Annotated in this window: 23 protein-coding genes; 13 read left to right on the top strand and 10 right to left on the bottom strand. The window is 70.3% G+C overall.

What is annotated here, in order from left to right:
* The first annotated feature begins 11 nt into the window (after window positions 1–11).
* The 3 genes from OCT48_RS00175 to ruvX are packed head-to-tail and all read left to right on the top strand — an operon-like array spanning window position 12 to window position 1,956.
* Window positions 12–935: a TonB family protein gene (locus OCT48_RS00175; RefSeq protein WP_263590800.1), complete on the top strand. Its 924-nt coding sequence runs from the start codon at window positions 12–14 to the stop codon at window positions 933–935.
* Between the two features lie 17 nt (window positions 936–952).
* Window positions 953–1,510, top strand: a complete 558-nt coding sequence (locus OCT48_RS00180) for a YqgE/AlgH family protein (RefSeq protein ID WP_263590801.1) — start codon at window positions 953–955, stop codon at window positions 1,508–1,510.
* Window positions 1,510–1,956 (top strand): Holliday junction resolvase RuvX, encoded by a 447-nt coding sequence (ruvX, locus tag OCT48_RS00185; protein ID WP_263590802.1) that lies wholly within the window; start codon window positions 1,510–1,512, stop codon window positions 1,954–1,956. The genes OCT48_RS00180 and ruvX overlap by 1 nt, the downstream gene beginning before the upstream one ends.
* A gap of 77 nt (window positions 1,957–2,033) precedes the next feature.
* On the opposite strand, the gene OCT48_RS00190 is transcribed toward ruvX, so the two are convergent.
* Both OCT48_RS00190 and OCT48_RS00195 read right to left on the bottom strand, forming a co-directional pair.
* Window positions 2,034–3,062: an aspartate carbamoyltransferase gene (locus OCT48_RS00190; protein ID WP_263590803.1), complete on the bottom strand. Its 1,029-nt coding sequence runs from the start codon at window positions 3,060–3,062 to the stop codon at window positions 2,034–2,036.
* Window positions 3,063–3,204: 142 nt separating this feature from the next.
* Window positions 3,205–4,968: a SulP family inorganic anion transporter gene (locus OCT48_RS00195; protein WP_263590804.1), complete on the bottom strand. Its 1,764-nt coding sequence runs from the start codon at window positions 4,966–4,968 to the stop codon at window positions 3,205–3,207.
* A gap of 252 nt (window positions 4,969–5,220) precedes the next feature.
* Between OCT48_RS00195 and OCT48_RS00200 the strand changes: the two genes are divergently transcribed.
* Complete coding sequence (locus tag OCT48_RS00200; RefSeq protein WP_263590805.1) at window positions 5,221–6,057, top strand: LysR family transcriptional regulator; 837 nt, start codon at window positions 5,221–5,223, stop codon at window positions 6,055–6,057.
* 96 nt (window positions 6,058–6,153) lie between these two features.
* Here the strand turns inward: OCT48_RS00200 and OCT48_RS00205 are convergent, their stop codons facing one another.
* From OCT48_RS00205 to serA, 5 genes are all read right to left on the bottom strand, one after another.
* A complete protein-coding gene (locus OCT48_RS00205; RefSeq protein WP_263590806.1) occupies window positions 6,154–6,990 on the bottom strand; it encodes an IclR family transcriptional regulator in 837 nt (278 codons plus the stop codon).
* Window positions 6,991–7,290: 300 nt separating this feature from the next.
* Window positions 7,291–8,637, bottom strand: coding sequence for a uracil-xanthine permease family protein (locus tag OCT48_RS00210; protein WP_263590807.1), 1,347 nt, complete (start codon window positions 8,635–8,637; stop codon window positions 7,291–7,293).
* Window positions 8,638–8,688: 51 nt separating this feature from the next.
* Window positions 8,689–10,044: an 8-oxoguanine deaminase gene (locus OCT48_RS00215; RefSeq protein ID WP_263590808.1), complete on the bottom strand. Its 1,356-nt coding sequence runs from the start codon at window positions 10,042–10,044 to the stop codon at window positions 8,689–8,691.
* Between the two features lie 185 nt (window positions 10,045–10,229).
* Window positions 10,230–11,147 carry a DMT family transporter gene (locus tag OCT48_RS00220; RefSeq protein ID WP_263590809.1) on the bottom strand — a complete coding sequence of 306 codons (918 nt, stop codon included), beginning with the start codon at window positions 11,145–11,147 and terminating at the stop codon, window positions 10,230–10,232.
* 119 nt (window positions 11,148–11,266) lie between these two features.
* On the bottom strand, window positions 11,267–12,517 hold the full coding sequence (gene serA / locus OCT48_RS00225) for a phosphoglycerate dehydrogenase (RefSeq protein WP_263590810.1): 1,251 nt from the start codon (window positions 12,515–12,517) through the stop codon (window positions 11,267–11,269).
* A gap of 286 nt (window positions 12,518–12,803) precedes the next feature.
* Between serA and OCT48_RS00230 the strand changes: the two genes are divergently transcribed.
* The 5 genes from OCT48_RS00230 (at window position 12,804) to OCT48_RS00250 (ending at window position 18,519) form a co-directional block, all read left to right on the top strand.
* Window positions 12,804–13,088: an exodeoxyribonuclease VII small subunit gene (locus OCT48_RS00230; RefSeq protein WP_183383054.1), complete on the top strand. Its 285-nt coding sequence runs from the start codon at window positions 12,804–12,806 to the stop codon at window positions 13,086–13,088.
* A gap of 1 nt (window position 13,089) precedes the next feature.
* Window positions 13,090–13,962, top strand: coding sequence for a farnesyl diphosphate synthase (locus OCT48_RS00235; RefSeq protein ID WP_263592548.1), 873 nt, complete (start codon window positions 13,090–13,092; stop codon window positions 13,960–13,962).
* Window positions 13,963–14,005: 43 nt separating this feature from the next.
* Window positions 14,006–15,925, top strand: coding sequence for a 1-deoxy-D-xylulose-5-phosphate synthase (dxs, locus tag OCT48_RS00240; protein WP_263590811.1), 1,920 nt, complete (start codon window positions 14,006–14,008; stop codon window positions 15,923–15,925).
* A 25-nt stretch (window positions 15,926–15,950) separates the two neighbouring features.
* Complete coding sequence (gene djlA, locus OCT48_RS00245; RefSeq protein WP_263590812.1) at window positions 15,951–16,712, top strand: co-chaperone DjlA; 762 nt, start codon at window positions 15,951–15,953, stop codon at window positions 16,710–16,712.
* A 253-nt stretch (window positions 16,713–16,965) separates the two neighbouring features.
* On the top strand, window positions 16,966–18,519 hold the full coding sequence (locus OCT48_RS00250) for a Na+/H+ antiporter NhaC family protein (RefSeq protein ID WP_263590813.1): 1,554 nt from the start codon (window positions 16,966–16,968) through the stop codon (window positions 18,517–18,519).
* Between the two features lie 95 nt (window positions 18,520–18,614).
* Here the strand turns inward: OCT48_RS00250 and trhA are convergent, their stop codons facing one another.
* Together trhA and ribA are read right to left on the bottom strand one after the other, a co-directional pair.
* Window positions 18,615–19,289, bottom strand: a complete 675-nt coding sequence (trhA, locus tag OCT48_RS00255; RefSeq protein WP_263590814.1) for a PAQR family membrane homeostasis protein TrhA — start codon at window positions 19,287–19,289, stop codon at window positions 18,615–18,617.
* 214 nt (window positions 19,290–19,503) lie between these two features.
* Window positions 19,504–20,139, bottom strand: a complete 636-nt coding sequence (ribA, locus tag OCT48_RS00260; RefSeq protein WP_263590815.1) for a GTP cyclohydrolase II — start codon at window positions 20,137–20,139, stop codon at window positions 19,504–19,506.
* 140 nt (window positions 20,140–20,279) lie between these two features.
* Between ribA and hemE the strand changes: the two genes are divergently transcribed.
* From hemE to speE, 3 genes are all read left to right on the top strand, one after another.
* On the top strand, window positions 20,280–21,356 hold the full coding sequence (gene hemE, locus OCT48_RS00265; RefSeq protein WP_263590816.1) for a uroporphyrinogen decarboxylase: 1,077 nt from the start codon (window positions 20,280–20,282) through the stop codon (window positions 21,354–21,356).
* Window positions 21,349–21,729: a VanZ family protein gene (locus OCT48_RS00270; protein WP_263590817.1), complete on the top strand. Its 381-nt coding sequence runs from the start codon at window positions 21,349–21,351 to the stop codon at window positions 21,727–21,729. The genes hemE and OCT48_RS00270 overlap by 8 nt, the downstream gene beginning before the upstream one ends.
* 67 nt (window positions 21,730–21,796) lie before the next feature.
* The gene (gene speE / locus OCT48_RS00275) at window positions 21,797–22,660 is read left to right on the top strand and encodes a polyamine aminopropyltransferase (RefSeq protein ID WP_263590818.1); all 864 of its coding nucleotides are present in this window, start codon (window positions 21,797–21,799) and stop codon (window positions 22,658–22,660) included.
* 62 nt (window positions 22,661–22,722) lie between these two features.
* Here speE and OCT48_RS00280 read toward each other — a convergent pair whose 3' ends face one another.
* Window positions 22,723–23,214 (bottom strand): hypothetical protein, encoded by a 492-nt coding sequence (locus tag OCT48_RS00280; RefSeq protein WP_263590819.1) that lies wholly within the window; start codon window positions 23,212–23,214, stop codon window positions 22,723–22,725.
* Window positions 23,215–23,439: 225 nt separating this feature from the next.
* On the opposite strand from OCT48_RS00280, the gene OCT48_RS00285 reads away from it, so the two are divergent.
* Window positions 23,440–23,868: a host attachment protein gene (locus OCT48_RS00285; RefSeq protein ID WP_263590820.1), complete on the top strand. Its 429-nt coding sequence runs from the start codon at window positions 23,440–23,442 to the stop codon at window positions 23,866–23,868.
* Window positions 23,869–23,908: the final 40 nt, after the last annotated feature.

Here is a 23,908-nt window from a genome sequence, read left to right on the forward strand (position 1 = left end):
GGCAAGCCGCCATGGCAGCGCCCGTCAGCGACCCCATCCGCTACGCGCCGGTCACTCGCCCCCACCGGCGCTGGCTGGCGGTATCGGTGTCGCTGCTGCTGCACCTGGCGATCATCGGCGTGGTGGCGAGCCGCCAGTTCGCGCCGTCGCCGCCGGAGCGCACCAGCCTCGACGTGGTGCTGGTGAGCCGTGCCACCGAGGCCCCGGTGACGGCCGAGGCGCTGGCCGAGGCCGCCCAGCGGGCCGCCGGCGAGGTCGCCGAGTCGCCCCCGGCCGAGGCCCGGGCCGCGCCGATGGAGACCCTTCCCGACCACCAGGCGGCGGAACGGGCCGTGGATCCCGCCACCCCGGCCGAGGCCGAGACCCCGACCCGCCAGGTCAACGAGGCGACCCCCGAGGAGACCGCGCCTCCCGCCGCCGAGCGGCCCAGCGAGGACCGGGTCACCCCCGACCCGCGGGAGAGCGCGCCCCGGCCCGCCGAGGCCCCCGCCACGCCGTCGACCACGGCGCCCTCCGCCTCGGGCCGCGACCTGCTGGCCCAGGCGACCTCCAGCATCCGCGAGCAGGGCCTGTCCGCCGACCATGCCGGGGACGCCGCCGGGCGGCCGCGACCGGCCGCCCAGCAGGCCGCCGAGGCCCGCTACATCGATGACTGGACCCGACGGGTGGAGGACTACGGCAACCGCGTGCACCCCGCCCCCCGCGAGCTCGACGGCCAGCTGCGGATTCGCGTGGTGATCGGTCGTGACGGTCAGGTTCGCCGGGCAGAGGTGATACAATCCTCGGGACATGCCGAGCTCGACCAGGCGGCGCTGGACACCGTCCATGGCGCCGCGCCCTATCGTCCCTTCGATGCGGGCATGGGCGACCTGGACAGCCTGTCCATCACCCGTATCTGGCGGTTCGGCGAAGGCAACCACTACGGCGTGCACTAACCCCGCCGGGGAGTCCCATGCAAAGCTTGAAAAACCACTTCCTGATGGCGATGCCGCACCTGGAAGACCCCAATTTCGCCGGCACCCTCAGCTATCTCTGCGACCACGACGACAACGGCACCATGGGTGTGATCGTCAATCGGCCCCTGGAGCTGACCCTGGACGCCCTGTTCGAGCAGCTCGAGCTGGAGGCCGGCCAGAGCCCCCACCTCAATGCCCCGGTCTACTATGGCGGCCCGGTGCACAAGGATCGCGGCTTCATCCTCCACCGCGGCGACAGCGAGGCCTGGGACTCCAGCCTCCAGGTGGCCGACGACATCGCCTTGACCACCTCCCTGGATATCCTCCAGGCGCTGGCCGCCGGGCGCGGCCCCGAGCGGTTCCTGGTCTGTCTCGGCTGCGCCGGCTGGGAGTCCGGCCAGCTCGAGGCCGAGCTCAAGGACAACGCCTGGCTGACCGTGGAGGGACGTCCCGACATCCTCTTCGACGTGCCGCCGGAGCAGCGCCTGGGCGCCAGCGCCAACCTGCTGGGCATCGACCTGAACCTGATGACCCGCGAGGCAGGACATAGTTAATGGCTGAACCGGGTCAGCGCCTGATCCTGAGCTTCGATTTCGGCACCCGGCGCATCGGCGTGGCGGTGGGCAACGAGCTGACCCGCAGCGCCCGCGCCCTGGAGCCCCTGCCGGCCCGCGATGGCATCCCCGACTGGGCCCGGGTGGCGCGGCTGGTGGACGAGTGGCGACCGGACCTGTTCGTGGTCGGCCTGCCGGTCAACATGGACGGCAGCGAGAGCGTGATGAGCACCCGGGCGCGCAAGTTCGGCAAGCGGCTGTGCGGCCGCTACGGCATCCCCTGCGAGATGGCCGATGAGCGGGGGTCCACCCGCGAGGCCAAGAGCATTGCCCGGGAGGCCGGCCACCGCGGCAACTACCGCGACGAGAGCGTCGACGGCCTGGCCGCGGTGCTGATCCTCGAGGCCTGGCTGGCCCGGGCCGAGGGGCTGCCGCCCCGTCCCTGAACGACATCGGGCCGGCATTCGCCGGCCCGGTTCCTGTCTGGCTCGCCTTCAGGCTGACCCTGCTGGGCCGCTCACGCTCAGTCGCGGGCGTCGTCCACGCCGACGGTCGCCGGCACGAACCAGCGCACGTCGCGCAGGTCCTGCTCCACCAGATCCTCGACCTGCAGCAGGGTGGCGAAGATCGCCATGCGCACCGGGATGCCGTTGTCGGTCTGGCGGAAGATCGCCAGGCGCGGGTCGCCGTTGAGGTCGACGTCAAGGTCGTTGGCCTCGGGCCGGCTGTCGCGGGGCAGGGGGTGCATGACGATGGTGTGGTCGTTGCAGCGGCCGTCGAGGAAGGCCTTGTCCACGGTGTAGTCCCGCGACAGGCTGAAGCCCTCGCTCATCTCGGCGGTGAAGCGCTCCTTCTGGATGCGGGTGGTGTAGACCACGTCGACATCGGCGAAGTCGCTGGCCAGGCTCTCGCGGGTCTCGACGCGATGGCCACGGGAGGCGACCAGGTCGATCAGGTGGCGCGGCATCTCCAGGCCCGGCGGCGAGACCAGGGTGAGGCCCATCGGCGCATAGAGCGACAGCAGCTTGATCAGCGAGTGCACGGTGCGCCCGTACTTGAGGTCACCGGTGAGCAGGACATGGGCCCCGGCCAGCGTCTTGCCGCGCCGCGCGAACTCCTTGTCGATGGTGTAGAGGTCGAGCAGCGCCTGGCTGGGGTGCTCGCCGGGACCGTCGCCGCCGTTGATCACCGGCACCTTGGTGGCCTTGGCGAACTCGGCCACCGAGCCCTGCTCGGGGTGGCGCATCACGATGGCGTCGCAGTAGCCGCTCATCACCCGGCTGGTGTCGTAGAGCGACTCGCCCTTGGCCATGGACGAGAAGGTGAAGCCGGTGGTGTCGCAGACGCTGCCGCCCAGCCGGCAGAAGGCCGCGTGGAAGCTGACCCGGGTGCGGGTGCTGGCCTCGAAGAAGAGGTTGCCGAGCACCGCCCCCTCCAGCACCCGGGTGACCTTGCGGCGTTGAGCGATCGGTTCCATGCGTGCCGCCACGCGCATCAGGTGATCGACATCGTCGCGTGACAGGGAATCGACGGAGAGCAGGTGGGAACTCATGCGCGGGCCTCGGCTGGCGGTGGGGACGGCCGCTAGTGTACCTCCCGTGGCCGCCGGCTTCAGCCTCTCGCGCGGGTGTCCCCACCTCGAGTCGTCGCCGGCGCCCCTCGTGGGCTTGCCTCGCCCGGGCAGGCCCCGTGGCTTACCCCTGTCGCGCCAGGATGTCTTCCTCCGGAGGCATCGGGCCGCACTCGGTGAAGACCCGCTTGTGGCAGCGCCGGCAGACCGCCGGGTCCAGCACCGGGGCGGTGGCGCCGATCGCCGCCTCGGGGGTCTCGAAGATGCGCTCCTCGCCGAGGCGGGCCAGGTCGCCGCGGCGGCGCAGCTCGTCCAGCACCGTGCCCTTGAGCGAACTGAGCATCAGCTCGCCGCCCTGGTCGCGCAGGCGTTGGGCCTCCTGGAGCAGCATCTCGGTGCCGGCGGTATCGATGAAGTTGATGCCCTTGCCGATGATCAGCACCCGGGTGCCCGGTGCGGCACTGAGCGCCCGCAGGCGGCGCTGCACGTGGTCGGTGGCGCCGAAGAACAGCGAACCGTCGATGCGCAGGATCTGCAGCTGGGGACACTGAGCGAGGTCGTAGCGCGCGACGTTGCGGATGTGGCGGCGCGGGTGGTCCTGGCGGGGCGCCACCTCCATGACGGTGGGGCGCGAGGTGCGCTTGAGGTAGAGCACCAGCGACAGCAGCACGCCGATGTAGATGGCGAACTCCAGCGCGACCAGCAGGGTGGCGGCGACGGTCGCCGCCAGGATCATCGCCTCGTGGCGGCTGGCGCGCACCAGGTGGGCGATATGGTGACCGTCGATCAGGTTCCAGGCGATCAGCAGGATGCCACCGGCCATGGCGGGCAGCGGCAGGTAGGCGGTGATGCCCGGGGCCAGCACCAGGATCAGCGCCAGCAGGGCGGCGGCGAACACCGCGGCCAGCGGGGTGCGGGCGCCGGCGTCGTAGTTGGCACCGGAACGGGTGAAGGAGCCGGAGCTGGCGTAGCAGGAGAAGAAACCGCCGACGATGTTGGACAGCCCCTGGCCGATGAACTCCTGGTTGCCGTCGATCACCTGGCACGAGCGCAGGGCGATGGCGCGGGCGATCGAGACGGCCTCGATCAGTCCCAGCAGGGCGATGGCGAAGGCGCCGGAGGTCAGGGTACGCAAGCTGTCCGGCGACAGCTCGGGCAGCGACAGCGGCGGCAGGGTGCCGGGCAGGGCGCCGACCAGGGCGACCCCGTGGGCCTCGCCGTCCAGCAGCCAGCAGGCCAGGCTGCCGGCGGCCAGGCCCAGTAGCAGGTGCGGCGAGCGGCGGTGGATCCGTCTTGTCACCACCGAGGTCACGAGCGAGATCAGGCCGATGGCCAGGGCGTAGGGATTGGTCTCGGGCAGCGTCTGCGCCAGGGCCGCCAGCTCCATCAGGAAGCCCTGGCCGTCGATGGAGACGCCGAGCAGGTGCTTCAGCTGGCTGGTGGCGATCAGGATCGCCGCCCCCGTCGTGAAGCCGATCACCACCGTGTGGGAGATGAAGCTCACCAGGCTGCCCAGCCGCAGCAGTCCCATCGCCAGCTGGATGACGCCGACCAGCAGGGTGACGGTCAGGGCGGCGGCGAGGTATTCCGAGGGCGTCAAGGTACCCAGGCTGCCGATCACGCTGGCCAGCACGATCGACAGCGCGGCGGTGGGGCCGGAGATCATGTGCCAGGAGCTGCCGAACAGCGCGGCCACGCTGGCGGCGACGATGGCGGAGTAGAGGCCGATCTCCGGCGGCAGGCCGGCGATGAAGGCATAGGCGACCCCCTGGGGCAGCACCAGGATGGCGCCGGTGAGGCCGGCCATCAGGTCGGCGCCGAGCATCCGGCGGTCGAGGGTACGGCCCCAGCTCAGGAAGGGCAGGCTACGCGAGAGTCTGGACGCCATGAATGACAACCTCGGGGTGAGCGTGGGGAAGTCAGGCTAGGCCATGTCTGTAAAGTGCCTGCGCTCGGCTATACGGCGTTAAAAATCAGCTCAGAATGCTCATTTACGGTCTGTAAACTCCGCTTCTTCTCTGATTTTTGCCTTGTCTAGCCTTCGCTCGCCGACTTTTCGGACACAGCCTAAGGAAAAGCTGGCATGCTGAAAAACAAAATTTTTTGGCCTTCATGAACAGAAAAATCGAAGGTGGCTGCCATGGATACCCAACTGCTGGAAACCTTCCTCGAGGTCGGCCGGCTGCGCAACTTCGGCAAGGCGGCGGAGAGCCTCAGCGTCTCGCCGTCGACCGTCAGCGCGCGCATCCGTCAGTTGGAAGCGCACCTCGGCTTGGCGCTGTTCACCCGCGGCCATCACCGGATCGGCCTGACCCCGGCCGGCGAGCGCATGGAGCGCCATGCGCGCTTCATCCTCGGCGCCTGGGAGCGGGCCTACGAGGACACGGCACTCAGCGAACGGCACCAGCGGCGCCTGGTGGTGGCCGGGGTCGCCAGCCTCTGGGACATCTTCCTGCAGGACTGGCTCACGAGCATCTACCGCGCCTACCCGACGCTGGGCGTGCGCGCCGAGGAGAGCACGCCGCTGCGGGTCGTCGAGAAGCTGGAGCAGAGCATGATCGATGTGGGCTTCCTCTACGACACGCCGCGGATGCGCGGGGTGGGCGTCGAGGAGGTGGCGACCATCCCCCTGGTGATGGTCTCGACTCACCCCGACATCGACGCCGAACGGGCGGTCGGCGACGGCTACATCCGGGTGGAGTGGGGGACGGCCTTCGCCAGCGTCCACGAGAGCCATTTCCCGCAGCGGCTGCTCGCCCGGGGGCGGGTGAACAGCGGGCGCATCGCCCTGAACCTGCTGCTGGAGTGCGGCGGCGCCGCCTACCTGCCGCGGGACATCGTGGCGCCCTGGTGTCGCCGGCAGCGGCTGTTCGTCGTCGAAGAGGCACCGATGATCGAACTCAAGGCCTATGTGGCCTATCGCCTGCACGGCGAACACCGCGAGCTGATCCGGGAACTGCTCAAGCGGCTGCGGTGAGGCGCATCGAGGCCATGCTGTGCGAGGTGCCATCATGGCACCATCCCACCAGGGCCTCGGCCATGGCCGGCAGGTCCCTGTCGGTGGCCAGCGGGCTCAGGCCGGCAGTTCGTCCGCCTGGGGAATGCGGCCGCCGAGCCGGGCGGTGATCTCGGCGGCGGCCTCGCGAACCAGCTCGCCGAGTTCGATCAGGCGTGTCTCGGGGATCCGCGCCACCGGGCCGGAGACGGAGATCGCCGCCAGCGGGACGCCATGCTCGTCGTGGATGCAGGCCGCCACGCAGTGCAGGCCGATGGCGTGTTCCTCGCGGTCGCAGGCGTAGCCCTGGCGGCGAATCTCGGCCAGGCTCGCGTCCAGGGTCGCGGGATCGTGGATGGTGTTGGTGGTGACCCGGGCCAGGCCGCGCTCCTCGAGCACCCGGGCCAGCTCGTCATCGGGCAGCCAGGCCATCAGGGCCTTGCCCACGCCGGAGGCATGCAGCGGCGCCCGGGAGCCCAGCCGGGTGATCATGCGCATCATCTGCGGCGACTCGCTCTGGGCCAGGAAGACCGCGGTGCTGCCGTCGCGCACGCCCAGGTTGGCGGTCTCCCCGGTCAGCGCGGTGAGCCGGCGCAGGAAGGGACGGCTGGTGCCGACGAAGTCGCGGGCCTCGAGGAAGCTGTTGCCGATGCGGAAGGTCTTGACGTCGATCTTCCACACGCCGAGCTCGTTGTCCTGGGTGACATAGCCCTGGCTCTGCAGGGCCTGGAGCAGGCGGTGGGTGGTCGAGGGAGCGAGCTCGGACTGCTCGGCGATCTCGGACAGGGCCAGGCCGCCGGGACTGCCCGCCAGGCGTTCCAGCAGGTTGAGGCCGCGCACCAGGGACTGGCTGTGGCCACCGCTGCTCTTTCCCGATGCCGGGCGTCCCGCCGTTCTGCGCTTGACTTCACTCACTGCCTGCTCTCCCGCGTCGATGTCTCCCAGACCCCCAGCATACCCTGTCACGGGCGAGCTGTCTTGCCTTCGGAAATGGTTTCCATAGCAGGCGTGGCGGGCCTTGTCGCGGCCCTGCCGGGGGTAGTGGCGGATGTCCGGGTGGGAGACGTGGTGGCTGTTCGGCATCTGCGCCCCCTGCCTGACCTTCGACAGGTGGCGGCGGCTTTGCCGAGGGGCCAGGAGCGCGTGGTGATCGAGACCCTGGCCACCTGGTTATGACCGCCCCGGGCGGGGCGGTCGGCGAGTGAGTGAGACGCCTCAGACGTCGTCGCGGAAGGTGCGGTCGTGCTTGGGCAGCACCAGGTTGAGGAGGATGGCGCACAGCGCCCCGGGGATCAGGCCGGACTCGATGATCGCCTGGACGTTCTCGGCGAGCCCGGCGTAGAGGCCTTCCTGGGCCGGCAGGCCCACCGCCGCCGACAGCGAGACGCCGATGATCACCATGTTGCGCTTGTTGAAGTCGATATGGGACAGCATCTTGATGCCGGCGCTGGCGATCATGCCGAACATGATCAGCACCGCCCCGCCCAACACCGCGTTGGGGATGCTCGAGACCAGTGCGCCGAGCTTGGGCAGCAGGCCGGCCAGCAGCAGGAAGACGCCGCCGATGGCCACCACGAAGCGGCTGACCACGCCGGTCAGGGCCACCATGCCGACGTTCTGGCTGAAGCTGATCTGCGGAAAGGCGTTGAAGATGGCGGCGAAGACGCTGGCCAGGCCGTCGGCCATCACCCCGCCGGAGAGTTCCTTCTCGGTGGGCTCGCGGTCCAGGCCGCCGGCCGTGGTACCGACGATGTCACCGATCGACTCGGCGCAGGTCACCACCGCCAGCAGCACCACCGGCAGGATGGCGGCCAGGTGGAACTCCAGGCCGATGGTCAGTGGCATGGGCAGCGAGATCCAGTCGGCGGCGGCGATCTCGCCGAAGCTCACCAGCCCGAAGGCCACCGCGCTGCCATAGCCCACGATGAGGCCGACCAGCGGGGCGGTCTCCGACCAGATGCCGCGGCCGAACTGGTGCAGGCCCAGGGTGACCAGCAGCACCAGCCCGGCCAGCACCAGGTTGTGCAGAGCACCGAAGTCCTCGGCGCCGAAGCCGCCGCCGGCGTAGGCGAAGCCCACCGGCATCAGCAGGGTGCCGAGCATGATCACGAAGGTGCCGGTGACCACCGGCGGGAAGAGGAAGCGCACCCAGGGCAGGAAGAGCCCCACCAGGGCCATGGCGATCCCGCCGCACAGCGCCGCGCCCAGGGCGGCGGGCAGTCCCATGCCCACGGCGATGGGAATCAGCACCGGCACGAAGCCGAAGCTGGTGCCCATGACGATGGGCAGGCGGGCGCCGATCGGCCCCAGGCCGAGGGACTGCACCAGGGTGGCGACCCCGGCCACGAACATGGCGGCCTGGATCATGAAGGCCGTCTGGTCCGCCGGCAGGTCGGCGGCCCCGGCGATGATGATGGGCACGGTGACGTTGCCCACGAACATCGCCAGGACATGCTGCAGCCCCAGCGGGATGGCCCGGCCGAGCGGCGGCATGGCATTGACGTCATGGGTGGAGCGCACCTTCGGCGAGGTGGGCTCGGTGGCGGTGTCGGTCGTCGACATGGGTGGTTTCTCCTGTTGTCGTTGTTGGAAACCTGGGGGTGTCCCGCCGCCCTAGCGAGCGCGCCTCAGCGCCCGGGCGGCCTGGTCATGGCGGGCCAGCAGGGCGTCGAGGTCGACCCCCACCGGCTGGCCCTCGGTCACCCGCCACTGCCCGGCGACCATGACCCGGTCGGCACGGTGGGCGCCACACAGCAGCAGGGCGGCGATGGGGTTCTCGGCGCCGGAGAAGCGCGCCTCGTCGAGGGTGAACAGGGCCAGATCGGCCTGCTGGCCGGCCGCGAGGCCGCCGATGTCGGCGCGGCCGAGGCAGGCCGCGGAGCCCCGGGTCGCCCAGCGGATCACGTCGTCGTGGGTCACCCGGCTCGGCGCGTAGCGCAGCCGGCCGAGCAGCAGCGCCTGGCGCATCTCCTCGGCGAGGTTGGAGTGATCGTTGGAGGCGGAGCCGTCCACGGCCAGGCCCACCGGGCAGCCGGCGGCCTCCAGCTCCAGGGTGCGGCACAGCCCCGAGCCCAGCACCATGTTCGACGAGGGACAGTGGGCGATGCCGGTGCCGGCGGCGCCGAGCCGGGCCACCTCCGCGTCGTCGAAGTGGATGCCGTGGGCCAGCCAGGTCCGCGCCGAGAGCCAGCCCACGGCCTCCAGGTAGTCCAGCGGGCGCATGCCGAACAGCCGCTGGCAGTAGGCCGTCTCGTCCTCGGTCTCCGCCAGGTGGGTGTGCAGGCGCACGTCCTTCTCCTCGGCCAGGCGGGCGCTGTCCTGCATCAGCTCGCGGCTCACCGAGAAGGGCGAGCACGGCGCCAGGGCGATGGTGGTCATGGCGCCGTCGCCGCGCTGGTGGTAGGCGTCGATCAGCCGCGCGCTCTCGGCGAGGATGGTGGCCTCGTCCTGGACCACCGACTGTGGCGGCAGGCCGCCGTCGTCGCGGCCCACGCTCATCGAGCCCCGCGTCAGGGCGGCGCGCACGCCGAGCCGCCGGGCGGTCTCCACCTGGACGTCGATGGCGTGCTCGAGTGCCCCGGAGAACACGTAGTGGTGGTCGGCCACGGTGGTGCAGCCCGACATCAGCAGCTCGACCATGGCCAGCTCGCTGGCCACCGCCAGCTGCGCCTCGTCGAGGTTCGCCCAGACCTCGTAGAGCGTCGTCAGCCAGGGGAAGAGTTCCTGGTTCAGCGCCGGTGAATAGGCCCGGGTCAGCGTCTGGTAGAAATGGTGGTGAGTGTTCACCAGGCCCGGCAGCAGCACGTGCCGGGAGGCGTCGAAGGTGGCGTCGACCGGCGTGGCGGGCGTGGCGCCCGCGGGGACCGCCTCGACGATGTGCGAGCCGCGGACCACCACGCCGCCGGCGGCGCGGGCATCGCTGCAGGCGCAGGGGTGTCGGATCCATAGGGTCTGTTGCTGCGGGGTCATGCCGTCCTCCCGGGTGTCCGCGCGTGGCGGCCCCTGCCATGGGCAAAGGGTTACCCAAGTCTCGCGTCGGACCAGAGCCTTGGTTCAGGTGCCTTCGACGTTATGTGTACGTAGTGTGTAATCCAATATTCTATATGGATTGTGTACAAAGTGAGAGGGTTTTGCGCGACTGTCAAGGTGAAGGCTCAACGTTGCTCGGTGGGATCCTGCTCTCGTGCCGGCGCCGCGGCCTTGAGGCGAGTCAGCCGATCGCCGAACAGGTAGGCGCCGAGGGCCACCAGGATCAGGGCGGCACCGAGCAGCATCGAGGCCGAGGGCCGTTCCTGGTTCAACGCCATGCCGAGCCCCAGCGCCAGGATCGGGGTGATCAGGGTCACCAGGGCCACGGTGGCGGCATGCAGCCGCGAGAGGATCAGGTAATAGCAGAGGAAGCCGATCAGCGAGCCGAACACCGCCAGGTAGAGGACCGCCCCGCGGCCCCGCTCGCTGAGCGGGATATGCAGCGGCTCGCCGCTGGTCAGCCACAGGGCGAGGAAGCAGGGCAGGCTCAACGCCAGGGCCCCGACGGTCTGTTCCAGCGGGCCGAGGCCGGCCGCCACGCGCTGCACGGCGATGCCGCTGCCGCTGAACAGGGTGACCGCGGCGAGCATCATGGCCAGGGCGCCGAGCTGGCCGCCGCCCACGTCGAGGCCGTCGAGGAACACCACCCCCAGCCCCACCACGCCCAGGGCGCAGCCGAACCAGTGCCAGCGGCGCAGTTGCCGGGCGCCGGGCAGCGCCTGGAGGATCAGCCCCGAGATCAAGGGGGCCATGCCGAACATCACCGAGAGCAGCCCCGAGGGCAGTTGCTGGGAGGCGTGGTAGCTCAGTGCCATGGCCCCGAACACCCCGGGCACCGCGGCGGCATAGCTGGTCAGCGCCCGGCGGTCACGGCGCAGGCCGCGTCTCAGCACGGCCAGGATCAGCGCCCCGGCGAGCAGCGCGATCAGCATGCGCAGCATCACGCTGCCGATGGGCGCCCCGGCCTCGGCGCTCCACTTGATGCCCAGCGGCGTGGTGGCCCACACCAGCACCACGATGAGATACGCCGGTCCGGTCGGCATGGCGGGGTCCTCGAGCAAGATGAGTCGAAGGGCAGAAAAACGTCGTTAGCTAATCATTAACACGAAAAAAACCGCCGCGTCGATGACGCGGCGGCGTGTCGGTGCGGCGGTCGAGGGACTCAGCCCTCGAAGCTGGTTTCGGAGTAGAGCACCCGGACCCGCTTGGTGTGCTCGACCCGGCTCAGCGCATCCAGGGCCTTGGGGCCGTAGTCCTTGTCGACGTCGATGACCACGTAGCCGATGCGCTCGTTGGTCTGCAGGTACTGGCCGAGGATGTTGATGTCGTTCTCGGAAAGCACCCGGTTGATCTCGGACAGCACGCCCGGGACATTGTCGTGGATGTGCAGCAGGCGATGCTTGCCGGGGTGGGCCGGCAGGGCGACCTCGGGGAAGTTCACCGAGGTGACGGTGGTGCCGTTGTCGGAATAGGTCACCAGCTTCTCGGAGACCTCGATGCCGATGTTCTCCTGGGCCTCGAGGGTGGAGCCGCCGATGTGCGGGGTGAGGATGACGTTGGCCAGGCCGCGCAGGGGGCTGACGAACTCCTCGTTGTTGCCCTTGGGCTCCACCGGGAAGACGTCGACCGCGGCGCCGTTGAGGCGACCGGCCTCGAGGGCCTCGGCCAGGGCCTCGATGACCACCACGCTGCCCCGGGAGGCGTTGATCAGGATGGCGCCCGGCTTCATCAGCGCGATCTGCTCCTCGCCGATCATCCAGCGGGTGGAGGGCAGGTCCGGCACGTGCAGGCTGACCACGTCGGCGCGGGCCAGCAGCTCCTCGAGGCTGGCCACCTGGCGGGCGTTGCCCATGCCCAGCTTGGCGACCACGTCGTAGAAGATGACGTCGAAGCCGAGCGACTCGGCGAGCACCGAGAGCTGGGCGCCGATGCTGCCGTAGCCGATGATGCCCAGGGTCTTGCCGCGCGCCTCGTGGGCGTTCTTCGCCGACTTCAGCCAGCCGCCCTGATGGGCGCTGGCGCTCTTCTCGGGGATGCCGCGTAGCAGCATGATCGACTCGGCCAGCACCAGCTCGGCCACCGAGCGGGTGTTGGAGTAGGGGGCATTGAAGACCGGGATGCCGCGAGCCAGCGCGGCGTCGAGGTCGACCTGATTGGTGCCGATGCAGAAGCAGCCCACGGCCACGAGCTTCTCGGCGGCCGCGAAGACACGCTCGTTGAGCTGGGTGCGCGAGCGGATGCCGATGAAGTGGACGTCGCGGATCTTGTCGATCAGCGTGGCCTCGTCCAGCGAGGTCGGCAGGTGCTCGATGTTGGTGTACCCGGCGTTGAGGAAATTGTCCACCGCGCTCTGGTGGACGCCCTCGAGCAGCAGGATCTTGATCTTGCTCTTGTCCAGGGACGTTTTGGCCATGGTCGAATCAACCCCTTCTTCGGTGCGCGCCGCTATCGGTTCAGGAAGGTGAGCCCGCAAGCCCGGGAACGACAGGGTTCCGGCAGGGTGCCAGGCTCGAAACAAGGCCCCATATGCTACCACAGCCCGATGTGCCCAAGATGAAAATGCTGCGCTGCGGCCATGAGCCCTCTGCATGGCAGGGCCCGGCGGATGCCGCCCCGGCCGTGGCGATGGGGCAGACGACCCCCCCCGGGGAGCGTGTATACTGTCGCCCTCATGGTGGGAGCGAGCGACGAGGGGAGCCATGGCGGGACAGGACAGGCAGCACCAGGGCGATGCCGGCGAGGCGCCGGCGGACTTCGCCGCGACCGTCGAGCGGCTCGAGACGCTGGTCGAGCGACTGGAATCCGGCGAGCTGTCGCTGGAGGGCTCGCTCGAGGCCTTCGAGCAGGGTGTGCGCCTGACCCGCGATGCCCAGCGGCGTCTCGACGAGGCCGAGCTCAAGGTGCGAACCCTGACCGAGGGCGAGGGCGGCGGCGTCGACCTCGAGCCCTTCGCGCCGCCGGCGGAGGACGACGGTGAACGCTGATATGCTGGCGGCCCGACTGGCCGCGGACCGGGCCCGGGTGGACGCCTGCCTGGCGGCCCTCTTCGAGACCCGGCAGGCCCCGGCACCACGCCTCGAGGCGGCGATGCGCCACGGCGTGCTGGTCGGCGGCAAGCGCCTGCGGCCGGTGCTGGTGTATGCCGCCGGCCGTGCCCTGCGGGCCGCCGCCGGGGCCCTGGACGCCCCGGCGGCGGCCCTCGAGCTGATCCATGCCTACTCGCTGGTCCACGACGACCTGCCGGCCATGGACGATGACGACCTGCGCCGCGGCCAGCCCACGGTGCACCGCGCCTATGACGAGGCCACCGCCATCCTGGCCGGCGATGCCCTCCAGGCCCTGGCCTTCGAGGTCCTGGCGGGCACCGGCCATCCCCGGCTGCCGGCGATGGTCGGCACCCTGGCCCGGGCGGCCGGCCGCGACGGCATGGTCGCCGGCCAGGTGCTGGACCTGGCCGCCGTGGGGGGACACCCCGACGTGGCGGCGCTGGCCACCATGCACGGCCACAAGACCGGGGCGCTGATCCGCGCCGCGGTGCGCCTGGGGGGGCTGGTCGCGGTGACCGAGGACGACCCGCGGCTGGCGGCCCTGGAACGCTATGCCGCGGCCATCGGCCTGGCCTTCCAGGTGCACGACGACGTGCTCGACGTGACCGGCGACACCGCCACCCTGGGCAAGGCCTCCGGGGCCGATGCCGCCCGTGACAAGCCGACCTACCCCACCCTGCTGGGGCTCGAGGGCGCCCGGGCCAAGGCTCGCGAGCTGGTCGAGGAGGGCGTGGCGGCGCTCGCGCCCCTCGGCGCGTCCGCCGCGCCCCTGGCCGAACTGGCCCGATACATGATCGAGCGTGACCACTGAGGAAGTCCGCATCGCCGCGGCTTCCCTGACAGACAGAGCCCACATGAAGCTGTTCGATGACATTCCGGTCGAGCGTCCGGCGACGCCGCTGCTCGACACCCTGGAGACGCCGGCCGCCCTGCGCGCCATGGACGATGCCCAGCTCGCCCAGGTGGCCGATGAGCTGCGCGCCTACCTGCTCTACAGCGTGGGCGTCTCGGGCGGGCACTTCGGTGCCGGCCTCGGCGTCGTGGAGCTCACGGTGGCCTTGCACCATGCCCTGGAGACCCCCCACGACCGGCTGGTGTGGGACGTCGGCCACCAGGCCTACCCCCACAAGATCCTCACCGGACGTCGCGAGGCGATGACGCGGATCCGCCAGTACGGCGGCTTGGCGGCCTTCCCGCGGCGTGCCGAGTCGCCGTACGACACCTTCGGCGTCGGCCACTCGAGTACCTCCATCTCGGCGGCCCTGGGCATGGCGCTGGCCGCCCGCACCCAGGGCGAGCCGCGGCGGGTCTGTGCGGTGATCGGCGACGGCGCCCTGACCGCCGGCATGGCCTACGAGGCCCTGGCCCATGCCGGCCATGTCGACGCCAACCTGCTGGTGGTGCTCAACGACAACGAGATGTCGATCTCCGAGAACGTCGGCGGCATCGCCAGCTACCTGGCGCGGATCCTCGCCAGCAAGCCCTACACCACCATGCGCGAGGGCGGCAAGCGGGTGCTCTCGCACCTGCCCGGCGCCCTGGAGCTGGCCCGGCGCACCGAGGAGCACATGAAGGGCATGGTCAGCCCGGCCACCCTGTTCGAGGAGATGGGCTTCAACTACATCGGCCCCATCGACGGCCATGACCTGCCGGCCCTGGTCCACACCCTGCGCAACATGTGCGACATGGAGGGCCCGCAGTTCCTCCACGTGAAAACCCGCAAGGGGCGCGGCTTCCTGCCCGCCGAGGCCGACCCGATCGGCTACCATGCGATCACCAAGCTGGAGAAGAACGGCGATCCCCCGCCGCCGCTCGCGCCGACCCACCCCGCGCCCGCGAAGAAGAAACGCAAGTATTGCAGCGTGTTCGGCGACTGGCTGTGCGACATGGCGGCGGCGGATGCGCGGCTGATCGGCATCACCCCGGCGATGCGCGAGGGCTCGGACCTGATCCGCTTCTCCCAGGAGTATCCCGAGCGCTACTACGACGTGGCCATCGCCGAGCAGCATGCCGTGACGCTGGCCGCCGGCATGGCCTGCGAGGCCATGAAGCCGGTGGTGGCCATCTACTCCACCTTCCTGCAGCGCGGCTACGACCAGCTGATCCACGATGTGGCCGTGCAGGAGCTCGACGTGACCTTCGCCATCGACCGCGCGGGGCTGGTCGGCGAGGACGGCCCCACTCACCACGGCGCCCTGGATCTCGCCTTCCTGCGCTGTGTGCCCGGCATGGTGGTGCTGGCGCCGGCCGACGAGGCCGAGTGCCGGGCCATGCTCAGTGCCGCCTACCACCATCCCGGCCCCGCGGCGGTGCGCTACCCGCGCGGCACCGGTCCCGGGGTGGCGATCCCCGATCACCTCGAGCCCCTGGCGATCGGCCGAGCCGAGATGCGCCGGCGGGCCGGTGGCGACGGCGCCCGGGTGGCGCTGCTGGCCTTCGGCAGCCTCAATGGCCCGGCGGCGGAGGTGGCCGACGCCCTGGGTGCCACGCACCTCAACATGCGCTCGATCAAGCCCCTGGACCGCGAGGCGGTCCTGGCGGCGGCCGACGACCATGATTTGCTGGTGACCCTGGAGGAGAACGTGGTCGCCGGCGGGGCCGGCAGCGGGGTCAACGAGCTGCTGGCGGCCGAGGGGCGGCGGACGAGCGTGCTCAACCTGGGCCTGCCCGATGCCTTCGTCGAGCACGGCAAGCCGGCGGAGCTGCTGGCCGAATGCGGCCTCGACGCCGACGGCATCGAGGCCGCCATCCGCGCGCGCCTGGCGGCCGCCTGAGATTCACGCGATACGGAGAGACGCCATGTTGATGGCCATGCTGATCGGCGCGGTAATCGGCTTCCTGGTCGGCGGCCCCCTGGGGCTGCTGATCGGGGGTGGCCTCGGCTACTGGCTGGTGCGGCGGTTGCGCAAGAGCCTGGTGGGCCGGCTGGCCGGGGCCCAGGCGCAGTTCCTCGAGTCGACCTTCGCGGTCATGGGCTGCATGTGCAAGGCCGATGGCCGGGTCACCGAGGCCGAGCTGGAGGCCTCCCGGCAGCTGTGGGATCGCCTGCGGCTCAGCGAGGCGCAGCGGGCTCAGGCCCGGGCCGCCTTCACCCGCGGCAAGGCCCCCGACTTCGACCTGGAGGCGGAGCTGGCCAAGGTGCGCCAGGTGGTGGGCCGCCAGCGCGCCCTGTTGCAGGTGTTCCTGCAGGTCCAGCTCGCGGCGATCGCCGCCGATGGCCAGCTGCATCCCGCCGAGCATGACATGCTGCTGCGCGTGGCGCGGGGCCTGGGCTGCTCCGAGGCCGAGATCGCCCAGATCGAGGCCATGCTGCGTGGCGGCCCCGAGGCGGCGGGCGAGCAGGGCCTCTCCCTGGAGGATGCCTACCAGGTGCTGGGCCTCGACCCCGAGGCCAGCGATGCCGAGGTCAAGAAGGCCTATCGTCGCCTGATGAGCGAGAACCACCCCGACAAGCTCGCCGCCAAGGGGCTGCCCGAGAGCATGCGCGAGATGGCCAAGGAGCGCACCAGCGAGATCGGCAGTGCCTACGAGCGCATCCGCAAGGCCCGGGCCACCGCCTGAGCCGGCGCTGACCGCCTGCCGGGGCTTGCCCGGCCCCTGACGCCGCGCGCGTCGCCCTCCCGCCCGCCGCGGCCGACGAGACTTTCGTCTCGTCGGCCGCGGCTTTTCGCGATGGGACATCGCGGTTGCCGGATCGCCCCGGGCCGCCTAGGATGCGCGGCTGCCGCCGGCGGACGCCACTCCCGATGGCGGCCGGCCCCGGCCTGACGGGCCCGCGCACGGTGGTCCACAAGAATTCCCTGGAGATCCCCTGATGACTTTCGGTCTGTTTTCCCTGCTGCCGCCGGTGCTGGCCATCGTGCTGGCACTGGTGACGCGCAACGTGATACCGGCGCTGTTCTGTGGCGTCTGGCTGGGTGCCACCATGCTGGCGGGCGGCAACCCGGCCGCCGGTCTCTACAACAGCTTCGGCGACTTCATCATCCCCAGCGTCGGCGACGAGTGGAGCGTCACCGTACTGATCTACTGCGGCCTGTTCGGGGTGCTGATCGGCGTGCTGCAGCGGACCGGCGGCGCCCAGGCCATCGCCCGCGCCATCTCGGCGCGGGTGGCCTCGCGGCGGGGTGCCCAGGGCGCGACCCTGGGGCTCGGCGTGCTGATCTTCTTCGAGGACTACTTCAATGCCCTGACCGTGGGCAGCGTGATGCGGCCGATCACCGATCGCATGGGCGTATCCCGGGAGAAGCTGGCCTATATCGTCGATTCCACCTCGGCGCCGATGTGCCTGCTGGGGCCGGTCTCGACCTGGGTGGTCTTCGTGATGGGCCTGATCGGCACCCAGCTCGCCGCGATGGACGCCAGCGGCTCCGAGTACCTCATCTACCTGGCCTCGATCCCCCTCAACTTCTATGCCTGGCTGGCGCTGGGGCTGATCGTCTACATCGTCGTCACCCAATGGGACTTCGGCCCCATGGCCCGGGCCGAGGAGCGCGCCCGTACCACTGGCGCGGTGATGGCCGAGGGCGCCACCCCGCCCTCGGGCCATGAGGTCGAGGAGATGGCCACGGTGCCCGAGCACCAGGCGCGCAAGCGCAACATGCTGGTGCCCATCGCCGTGCTGGTGGGGATGATCCCGCCGCTGTTCCTGTGGACCGGTGGCTTCCCCGAGAACGACCTGGTCACCGCGGTGGGCGAGGCCGATGGCGGCCAGTCGATCCTGATCGCGACCTTCGTGGCCGTGGCGGTGGGCCTCGCCATGGGCATGGCCCAGAAGCTGTTCGACTTCCGCGAGGCCATGGACATCGTGGTCGACGGCATCAAGAGCATGACCCTGGTCTACATCATCCTCACCCTGGCATGGTCCATCGGCAGCGTGACCGCCGAACTCGGCACCGCCGACTACCTGGTCACCCTCGCCGAGGCCAACATCGCGCCGAGCCTGGTGCCGGTGCTGCTGTTCCTGATCGGGGCTCTCGTGGCCTTCACCACCGGCACCTCCTATGGGACCTTCGCCATCATGATCCCCATCGCCATGCCGGTGGCCATGGCCATGGACCTGTCGCTGTCGCTGGCCATTGCCGCGGTGCTGAGCGGCGGCATCTTCGGCGATCACTGCTCGCCGATCTCGGATACCACCATCCTGTCGTCGGCGGGGGCGTCCTGTGACCATATCGACCATGTGCGCACCCAGCTGCCCTATGCGATCACCGCCAGCGTGGCGGGCATCCTGGCCTTCTTCGTCGCTGGTCTGTCGGGCAGTGCCCTGGTCGGCGGCGGCGCCGGTGTCGTCGCCCTGGTGGCCGCGGCGCTGGCCCTGCGCCTGCTGGGCAACGCCGCGCTCCGCAGGCGTGAGGCGCTGGCCGACTGACCCGCCTCCTCCGCAGCCTGATCCAGAAAGCCCCCGGCCTCGCCGGGGGCTTGTGCATGGGGCGGTGCGATCGGCCAGGGTGCCCGGCCGGAGCCTCAGGGAGAGTAGGGCAGTACGTCGGTGACCACGGCGAAGAAGTGGCAGGTGCTGCCGCCCAGCACGCAGAGGTGCCAGATGGTGTGGTTGAAGGGGATCGCCCGGACCGCGAAGAACACGATGCCCAGCGTGTAGGAGGCCCCGCCGGCGATCAGCAGGCCGAGGCCAGTGAGGGAGAGGGCCTCGTCGAGCTCGCCGGCGGCGACCAGGATCAGCCAGCCCATCAGCAGGTAGACGGCCATGTGCAGGCCGCCGAGCGCAAAGGGGCGCCACAGCTTGAGGGCGATCCCGGCCACCGCCAGGGTCCAGATCACGGCCAGCAGGGGCTCGCCCAGGGAGTCCTGGAGATTGACCATCAGGAAGGGGGTGTAGGTACCGGCGATCAGGGTGTAGATGGCGCAGTGGTCCAGCACGCGGAAGGCCCGCTTGAGGCGGGGGTGGCGCGTGCCGTGATAGAGGGTCGAGGCGGTATAGAGCAGCACCAGGGTGGTGCCGTAGAGCGAGACGGCGGCGACCTTGTGGGGCGTGGCCGCCATGCCACGGCTGCTCAGGACGATCAGCGCCACCATCCCGGCGAGGCTCAGGATCGCCCCCAGGCCGTGGCTGGCGCTGTGCAGCAGCTCCTCGAGGAGCGAGAAGTCGGGGTCGCCCGGAGGCTCGGTTGGCCGATACATGACGGGTCCTCCCTTTGTACTTCGACGGCGGTGCCGAAGCGGAGGTTCCCGACGAGAGCCTGTCGGATTTGACCGATCGCCGCGAGAATCACGGATTTCGAGTCAAATTTATCGATCTATTGAGGCGAATAGCGCGCTATTTAACAAAATAGATCGAATGAAGTTGGCCGAAAGCCCGGGATTCGCAGTCGATCAGCGTTAAGTCCGACAGGCTCTAGGGCTTGCGTTCGATATCCACGTCGCTGGCCTGGGTGAAGTCGCCCAGCGCCATCATGTGGCCGAGCTTGCCGGCCTTGGTGGACAGGTAATGCTCGTTGTGGGGGTTGAGGCCGGTGGTCAGTCCCACCCGCTCGCTGATGCCGACGCCGGCCCGGGTCAGGGCCTCGACCTTGCGCGGGTTGTTGGTCATCAGCTTGAGCGAGCCGATGCCCAGCTGCTCGAGCATCGGCACGCAGAGGTCGTAGCGGCGCAGGTCGGCGGCGAAGCCGAGCTGCTCGTTGGCCTCGACGGTGTCGGCGCCCTGATCCTGGAGGTGGTAGGCGCGGATCTTGTTGAGCAGGCCGATGCCGCGGCCCTCCTGGCGCAGGTAGAGCAGTACCCCGCGGCCCTCCTCGGCGATGCGCTTGAGGGCCTCCTGGAGCTGGTAGCCACAGTCGCAGCGCATCGAGAAGAGGGCGTCGCCGGTCAGGCACTCGGAGTGCACGCGCCCCAGCACCGGCTCGCCATCGCCGACCTCGCCCAGGGTCAGGGCGATATGGTCCTTGCCGGTAGCCTCGTCCTCGAAGCCGTGCATGGTGAAGGTGGCCCAGGGGGTGGGCAGCCGGGAGGCGGCGATGTAGCGAATCGTCACGATGTACCTCGATGGAAGACCGGGCGTGGCCGACGGAATTCACCCATTCTATCAGGAAGCCGGGGCGGGCTCACGACCACAGCCCGCTCCGCCATGATGGGGTACAATGATGCCCACATTTTCCGTGGACGAGCGCCTGCATGGAACTCAAGAACGATCGCCTTCTGCGCGCCCTGGCGCGTCAGCCCGTGGACCGCACGCCGGTGTGGATGATGCGCCAGGCCGGCCGCTACCTGCCCGAGTACCGTGAGGTGCGCGCCCAGGCCGGCAGCTTCATGGACCTGTGCCGCAACCGTGACCTGGCCTGCGAGGTCACCCTCCAGCCGCTGGAGCGCTACCCGCTGGATGCCGCCATCCTCTTCTCGGACATCCTCACCATCCCCGACGCCATGGGGCTGGGCCTGTACTTCGAGACCGGCGAGGGGCCGAAATTCCGCAAGCCGGTGCGCACCCCGGAGGCGGTCGCGGCGCTGGCCGTGCCCGACGTCGAGCGCGACCTCGACTACGTGATGAACGCCGTCTCGACCATCCGCGGCGAGCTGAACGGCCGGGTGCCGCTGATCGGCTTCTCCGGCAGCCCCTGGACGCTGGCCACCTACATGGTCGAGGGCGCCTCGAGCAAGGACTTCCGCCACGTCAAGGCCATGCTCTACGACACCCCGGACACCATGCACCGGCTGCTCGACACCCTGGCCCATGCGGTGACCGACTACCTCAACGCCCAGATCCGCGCCGGGGCCCAGGTCGTGCAGATCTTCGACACCTGGGGCGGGGCGCTGTCCACGCCGGCCTACCTGGAGTTCTCGCTGCGCTACATGGAGCAGATCGTCGCCGGGCTGATCCGCGAGCACCAGGGCCGCCGGGTGCCGGTGATCCTGTTCACCAAGAACGGTGGCCAGTGGCTCGAGGACCTGTCGGCCACCGGCGCCGATGCCCTGGGCCTGGACTGGAGCACCGAGCTCTCCGGCGCCCGGGAGCGGGTCGGCCATCGCGTCGCCCTGCAGGGCAACCTGGACCCCAACGTGCTGTTCGCGCGGCCCTCGGCGATCCGCGCCGAGGTGGCCCGCATCCTCGACAGCTACGGCGAGGGGCCCGGCCATGTCTTCAACCTGGGCCACGGCATCAGCCAGTTCACCGATCCGGACCGGGTCACCGCCTTCATGGAGGCTCTGCACGAACTGAGCCCGGCCTATCACCGCAACATCGCCCATGCCTGAAGCGGGCTGGCTCCGGCGCTGGCACGACCGGCGCCGCCTGTGGGCCTGCCTGGCGGTGGCGGCGGCCCTGGTCGTTGGCTGGGGCAGCCTGACGCCCGCCAGCGAGCTGCCCCAGGCCCTGCCCTGGGACAAGGCCAGCCACTTCCTCGGCTATGCCGGGCTCGCCGGCCTGAGTGGCCTCGCCGGGCTGCGCCTGCCGCTGGCCTTCCTCGTTGCCGTCCTGTTCGGCGCGGCGATCGAGCTGGCCCAGATCCCCGTCCCGGGGCGCTTCGGTGGCGATGTCTCGGACATCCTGGCCAACGGCCTGGGGGCGGCGGTCGCCGTGCTGGCGCTCGCCGGATTGCGCCGGGGCTTTCTTCCCGAGCGCGCTTAGGCTACCTTGCCGGCCGCCGCCTGGACGGGCGGCCACGGCACTCCACACGTCACCTTGAGGGTCCCCGATGAGCACGTCTCTCGATTCCGGCTGGTTCACCGAAGTCTTCGACAGCCACGGCAGCGCCTTCTCGCTGAAGGTCTCCGAGAAACTGCACGAGGTGCAGAGCCCCTATCAGCACCTCGAGGTCTATGCCACCGAGACCTATGGCAACCTGATGGTGCTCGACGGTTGCGTGATGCTCACCGACCGCGACAACTTCCTCTATCACGAGATGATCGCGCATCCGGCGCTGTTCACCCATGCCGACCCCAAGCGCGTGGTGATCATCGGCGGCGGCGACTGCGGGACCCTGCGCGAGGTGCTGCGCCATCCCGGCGTCGACAGGGTCACCCAGATCGATATCGACGAGGAGGTGACCCGGGCCGCCGAGCGCTTCTTCCCGGCGCTGACCGAATCCAACGGCGATCCCCGCGCGGAACTGCTGTTCGCCGACGGCGTGAAGTGGGTCGACGAGGCGCCCGACGACAGCGTCGACGTGCTGATCATCGACTCCACCGACCCCGTGGGGCCGGCCGAGGGGCTGTTCAAGACCGACTTCCTGCGCCGCTGCCATCGCATCCTGCGATCGGGCGGCGTGATGGTGCAGCAGAGCGAGTCGCCGCTGTATCACAGCGGCTCGATCATCCGTGACCTGCGTCGCGACATGGGCGAGGCCGGCTTCGACAGCGTGGCCACGCTGCCCTTTCCCCAGCCGGTCTACCCCTCGGGCTGGTGGAGCGTGACCCTGGCCGGCAAGGCCGCCGACGTCACGAGCTTCCGGGAGGCCGCCGCGGCGGCCTCCGAGATGCCCCTCGAGTACTATACCGCCGCGGCCCATCGCGGGGCCCTGGCGCTGCCGCCCTTTATGCGCCGGCTGCTGGAAGACTGACGGCAGAGCCGCTTTGCTGAACGACGCCCCCCGGCCACGGCCGGGGGGCGTCGTGTCGGGGGTCACAGTCGCGGTTCGCGCTCCGGCACCGGCTCCGCCTGGCCGCCGGCCAGGTCGAGGGTCGGCTCGTCCTGGGGGCGCGGGCGGCGCGGCGCCGGACGGGTCACCCGGGCGCTGCCGAGGACGGTGTCCTCGGTCTCCGCCGGTTGCGCCGCCGAGGTCCAGGCCTGCTCGGCGGCGTGCACCGCGGGACGGCGCTCGAAGGAGCGGGTGACCACGGCGGCGGGGGCGAAGCCGGCGCGCTGGCCGGCCAGGTGGTAGGGCAGCAGCCACAGCTCGGCGAGCAGGCGCAGCCCGATCATGGCCAGCAGCAGCGCACTGCCGCCCAGGGCGAGACGGGGGGCGGCGGCCAGCCAGCCGCTATCGGCGAGCCAGGGGGTCTGGGCGGCCAGCCACAGGCCGCCGGCCATCAGCAGGCCGATCTGGAGGGCGGCGTGGCAGAACAGCAGGGTGCGTCGCGGCAGGGGATGACGGGGAAACAGGAAAGACCGCATGGGGAATCCTCCGGGGCGGCGGGATGGGCGTGCCGGGCGATGGCACCAGCGATCCGGGCCGGTGGGCGGGCATCCTACCCCAGTCGACGGCCCGGCGGCAGTGTCCGCGGACGCCGACGCCGGGTGTCGCTCGACGCCGCCAGTTGACGCTCCGGGGGTGCCTTGCCAATGTTGAGAAGGCAGGCGGAGAGTCCTTCGCGTGCCTTTCAGCATCAAGGAGCGACTATGACGACCTATATCGTGGTGGCCGATGCCGCCAGGGCTCGGGTCTTCACCCGGGATGCACTGAAGCTTGAAGAGAAGGATAGCCTGGTGCATGCCGAAGGGCGGCTGCACGAGGGCGATCTGGTGACCGACCGCAGCGGGGATGTCCACGAGTCGACATCCACGACGGCGCGCTCCGCCGGCGGCGAGAGCGTGGCGACCCAGCATCACGAGACGATCTTCGCCCGGGAGGTCGCCGATCGCCTCTATCGCGCCCGGGTCGAGAATACCCTGGATAAGCTGATCCTGGTCGCCCCCCCGCGCTTTCTCGGCCAGCTGCGTGACAAGCTCGATCCCCCCACCGCCAAGCTGGTGATCCATACCCTGTCCAAGGACCTCTCCAAGGCCAGCCTGGCCGATATCCAGGAGGCGGTGAGCGACCTGCGCTGACCCGCCCCTTTCCCGACGCTCCCGCCGGGGGGCCGCCCGG

It is taken from the genome of Halomonas sp. M4R1S46 (assembly GCF_025725685.1).
Lineage (GTDB): Bacteria > Pseudomonadota > Gammaproteobacteria > Pseudomonadales > Halomonadaceae > Halomonas.

What these genes read in the sequence shown, in the direction of transcription:
- OCT48_RS00175 (WP_263590800.1), top strand. Translation starts at nt 12, where the DNA reads ATGGCAGCGCCCGTCAGCGACCCCATCCGCTACGCGCCGGTCACTCGC.
- OCT48_RS00180 (WP_263590801.1), top strand. Translation starts at nt 953, where the DNA reads ATGCAAAGCTTGAAAAACCACTTCCTGATGGCGATGCCGCACCTGGAA.
- ruvX (WP_263590802.1), top strand. Translation starts at nt 1,510, where the DNA reads ATGGCTGAACCGGGTCAGCGCCTGATCCTGAGCTTCGATTTCGGCACC.
- OCT48_RS00190 (WP_263590803.1), bottom strand. Translation starts at nt 3,062, where the DNA reads ATGAGTTCCCACCTGCTCTCCGTCGATTCCCTGTCACGCGACGATGTC.
- OCT48_RS00195 (WP_263590804.1), bottom strand. Translation starts at nt 4,968, where the DNA reads ATGGCGTCCAGACTCTCGCGTAGCCTGCCCTTCCTGAGCTGGGGCCGT.
- OCT48_RS00200 (WP_263590805.1), top strand. Translation starts at nt 5,221, where the DNA reads ATGGATACCCAACTGCTGGAAACCTTCCTCGAGGTCGGCCGGCTGCGC.
- OCT48_RS00210 (WP_263590807.1), bottom strand. Translation starts at nt 8,637, where the DNA reads ATGTCGACGACCGACACCGCCACCGAGCCCACCTCGCCGAAGGTGCGC.
- OCT48_RS00215 (WP_263590808.1), bottom strand. Translation starts at nt 10,044, where the DNA reads ATGACCCCGCAGCAACAGACCCTATGGATCCGACACCCCTGCGCCTGC.
- OCT48_RS00220 (WP_263590809.1), bottom strand. Translation starts at nt 11,147, where the DNA reads ATGCCGACCGGACCGGCGTATCTCATCGTGGTGCTGGTGTGGGCCACC.
- serA (WP_263590810.1), bottom strand. Translation starts at nt 12,517, where the DNA reads ATGGCCAAAACGTCCCTGGACAAGAGCAAGATCAAGATCCTGCTGCTC.
- OCT48_RS00230 (WP_183383054.1), top strand. Translation starts at nt 12,804, where the DNA reads ATGGCGGGACAGGACAGGCAGCACCAGGGCGATGCCGGCGAGGCGCCG.
- OCT48_RS00235 (WP_263592548.1), top strand. Translation starts at nt 13,090, where the DNA reads ATGCTGGCGGCCCGACTGGCCGCGGACCGGGCCCGGGTGGACGCCTGC.
- dxs (WP_263590811.1), top strand. Translation starts at nt 14,006, where the DNA reads ATGAAGCTGTTCGATGACATTCCGGTCGAGCGTCCGGCGACGCCGCTG.
- djlA (WP_263590812.1), top strand. Translation starts at nt 15,951, where the DNA reads ATGTTGATGGCCATGCTGATCGGCGCGGTAATCGGCTTCCTGGTCGGC.
- OCT48_RS00250 (WP_263590813.1), top strand. Translation starts at nt 16,966, where the DNA reads ATGACTTTCGGTCTGTTTTCCCTGCTGCCGCCGGTGCTGGCCATCGTG.
- trhA (WP_263590814.1), bottom strand. Translation starts at nt 19,289, where the DNA reads ATGTATCGGCCAACCGAGCCTCCGGGCGACCCCGACTTCTCGCTCCTC.
- hemE (WP_263590816.1), top strand. Translation starts at nt 20,280, where the DNA reads ATGGAACTCAAGAACGATCGCCTTCTGCGCGCCCTGGCGCGTCAGCCC.
- OCT48_RS00270 (WP_263590817.1), top strand. Translation starts at nt 21,349, where the DNA reads ATGCCTGAAGCGGGCTGGCTCCGGCGCTGGCACGACCGGCGCCGCCTG.
- speE (WP_263590818.1), top strand. Translation starts at nt 21,797, where the DNA reads ATGAGCACGTCTCTCGATTCCGGCTGGTTCACCGAAGTCTTCGACAGC.
- OCT48_RS00280 (WP_263590819.1), bottom strand. Translation starts at nt 23,214, where the DNA reads ATGCGGTCTTTCCTGTTTCCCCGTCATCCCCTGCCGCGACGCACCCTG.
- OCT48_RS00285 (WP_263590820.1), top strand. Translation starts at nt 23,440, where the DNA reads ATGACGACCTATATCGTGGTGGCCGATGCCGCCAGGGCTCGGGTCTTC.